General features: G+C 60.4%; 2 protein-coding genes and 1 pseudogene. All 3 read left to right on the forward strand.

The window, feature by feature from the left end; translation table 11 throughout:
- Positions 1 to 115: 115 nt before the first annotated feature.
- A complete protein-coding gene (locus ACFFNA_RS39310) occupies positions 116 to 889 on the forward strand; it encodes a hypothetical protein (protein WP_378925672.1) in 774 nt (257 codons plus the stop codon).
- Positions 890 to 944: 55 nt separating this feature from the next.
- Positions 945 to 1,976, forward strand: coding sequence for an IS110 family RNA-guided transposase (locus tag ACFFNA_RS39315; protein ID WP_378925675.1), 1,032 nt, complete (start codon positions 945 to 947; stop codon positions 1,974 to 1,976).
- 295 nt (positions 1,977 to 2,271) lie between these two features.
- Positions 2,272 to 2,543 (forward strand): annotated as a pseudogene (locus ACFFNA_RS39320) (IS701 family transposase); the annotation flags it as partial.

Here is a 2,543-nt window from a genome sequence, read left to right on the forward strand (position 1 = left end):
CACATCCTCCACACTCGGCGGCCTGCAAAGGCCGCCTTTTTGTTCCGTCCACAAGCACCAAACGCTTGTCGTCGTTTAGACGCGCTTTTGAAAAGCCATCAACATAAACCAGGAGGTGAATGCCTATGCTCTGTTTCGGCGGGTTTGCCCGGACTGCCACACGTTCCGGCCGGTCAAAGACTACACGGCGCGCCGGATCCGAACTGTGTTCGGCACGGTGAAGGTGCGCAATCCCCGCTGGATGCTGTGTGGGGATTGCCATCCAGGGATGGTCGTTGCTTTCGCGCCACTGAAGGAAATCTGCCCGGATCGGGCGACGCCCGAGCTGATTGAACTGACGGCGCGGCTGGGAAGCATGATGCCGTACCGGCAGGCCGCCAGGGTGCTCACCGAATTCCTGCCCATTGAGCCTACCGAGACGCATGCGACCGTGCGCAAGCGCGCTATCAGGATCGGTGAACGGCTGGACGAGCAGGTTGCAGAGGAAGAACGGCGCGCAAGGGCGCAAGCTGATGATCGACGCCAGCCCGAAATGGAGCTTCCTGGCGATCGGCGCAAAGAGTTTATCATCAGCATCGACACAGCGCATGTGCGCAGCGCCGATCCCAATGCAGCGCGAAACTTCGAACTCGTTGTAGCCAGATGCGGTCGCGGCGGTCGGGGCGAACCCGGTGGCCGCTATTTCGTGACCAGCAGCACCGACCAAACCGCGATCCGAGATCGAGCGCTCCACGCGCTTCAGCAAGAAGGATATTGCGGCTTTGGCGACGTCACCGTGATCTCGGATGGCGCCGAAATCCTGAAGCGCCTGCCCCGCGCCATGCCTAGATGCCGTAATGGGCCGGCCTTCGCGAGCATAGCCAGGTTGGGTGGCTGTCCCTCAGAATGAAGGTGTTGAAACGGAGTCCGAGCGATCGGCTCCAAACATCATGAGAGGAGCAGCCATGGAACATTATGCGGGAATCGATGTCTCTCTGGAAGAGAGCAGCGTGTGCATTGTTGACGCGACCGGAACGATCATGCGCGAGGTCAAGATCGCCAGCGAGCCGGAGGCGCTGGTCCGCTATTTCGACGAACTGGAATTGTCTGTTAGTCGCATTGGGCTCGAGGCCGGGCCATTGTCGCAATGGCTGCATGCCGGGCTTGTGGCCGCCGGACGCGATGCGATTTTGCTCGAGACGCGGCACGTGAAGGCGGCGCTCTCGGCTATGACGGTGAAGACCGACCGGAAAGATGCACGCGGGATCGCCCAACTGCTGAGGATGGGATGGTACCGTCCGGTTCATGCCAAATCGGTGACTTGCAAGGATAGCCGAGCCCTTCTTGTTGGACGCAAGCTTCTGCAAGGCAAGCTTCTCGACGTCGAACTTAGCATCCGCGGGATCTTGCGCGGCTATGGGCTGAAGGTCGGAGAGGTCAGTCGTGGAAAGTTTGAGACGCGCATCCGGGAGCTGACAGCAGGCCACGTCACTTTGGAGACGGTGATTGGTGCGATGCTGGCGGCGCGGATGGCGTTGTGGTGCGAGTTCAGCAAGCTCCATCGCGAGATGCTGAAGATCGCGCGCGCTGATAAGGTCTGCCGGAGATTGATGAGCACACCTGGCGTTGGGGCCTTGGTCGCCCTGACCTATCGCTCGGCGGTGGACGACCCGACACGGTTTGGAAAATCCAGTACGGTCGGAGCCTACTTCGGGCTTACGCCCAAAAAATATCAATCCGGTGAGACCGATCGGGACGGTGGTGTCAGCAAGGTCGGCGACGCCATGGTGCGAACTGCGCTCTTTGAAGCTGCGCACGTCATGCTGACGCGGGCGATCCGCTTCTCGAGCCTGAAGCACTGGGCGCTCGACGTGGCGAAACGCCGGGGCATGAAGCGCGCCAAGGTGGCCCTTGCCCGCAAGTTGGGCGTCGTGCTCCATCGCATGTGGGTGGATGCGACCGATTTCCGCTGGAGTAAGGCCGCAGCGATGGCATAGGAGATAGAGCGTTCGGAGCGAGCCGAAACGGCAGCGCTCTCCTGAGGTCCCGTCGCCGGGACGAGGGCTTGGCAAGGTCGTGTGTAGTGCTGTGAATGCTTCGGCAAACCACGCTTCCTAGATTGACCTGTCAGCTCTGGATCTGATGGCATAGTGTGGCGGCCTTCGCGCTGACCACGGACAGAAGCATGATCCTGGCGATGAGATATCATTCAGAGGGGACTTGACGAACGAAGGCCCATTACAGAAGCATTACAGTTGCATATTTATCTATGGTCTGAATCTATGGGTCTCCATGATTCGGAGGTCATGGATGACAGGGGCATCAATCGAGACGACGCTTGAGCTTTGGGCATCATCGCTGCGTGACGTGAAGGCTCGTATGCGCGGACTGTTTACGCAGGAGCGAGTTGCAGCCTCTGCCAACCTCTTCCTGGACGGCCTGCTGGGTGACGAGCGGCGGAAGACAGGTTGGATGCGCGCTGAGGCGGCCGGTGATCCCGGCCCGTGGCGGCAACAAGCCATTCTGGGTCGCGGGCGTTGGGACGCGGACGGACTTCGCGACAT

The sequence above is a fragment of the Mesorhizobium kowhaii genome, from assembly GCF_042431665.1.
Lineage (GTDB): Bacteria > Pseudomonadota > Alphaproteobacteria > Rhizobiales > Rhizobiaceae > Mesorhizobium > Mesorhizobium kowhaii.